General features: G+C 40.9%; 1 protein-coding gene. It reads left to right on the top strand.

Annotated elements, in window-relative coordinates; genetic code table 11:
• A partial coding sequence (locus CHM34_RS18775) for an HDIG domain-containing metalloprotein (protein ID WP_141201799.1) occupies window positions 1-391 on the top strand: 391 nt, incomplete at both ends.

Below are 391 nucleotides of genomic sequence, written 5' to 3'. Positions count from 1 at the left end.
GAATACACCCTGCACGTATCGAAGAAATGGTTGAAAAATCTAGACGTGAAGTGGATGAATATATTCGAGAAGTAGGTGAGGAAACTACTTTTGAAGTAGGAGTTCACGGATTGCACCCAGATCTAGTTAAAATCTTGGGTCGCCTAAAATATCGTACAAGCTATGGTCAGAACGGACTGAAGCACTCAGCAGAAGTTGCTTACTTATCAGGATTGTTAGCGGCTGAGCTAGGAGAAGATGTGACGTTAGCTAGAAGAGCTGGTCTACTACATGATATCGGTAAAGCTATTGACCATGAAGTAGAAGGAAGTCATGTTGAAATTGGTAAAGAGCTAGCAATGAAGTATAATGAACACGAAGTTGTGATTAATTCAATTGCTTCCCACCATGG

Source organism: Paludifilum halophilum (assembly GCF_002245355.1).
GTDB lineage: Bacteria > Bacillota > Bacilli > Thermoactinomycetales > DSM-45169 > Paludifilum > Paludifilum halophilum.
The sequence above is the reverse complement of the archived record's forward strand: the minus strand, read 5'-3'. Positions and strand labels throughout refer to the sequence as shown.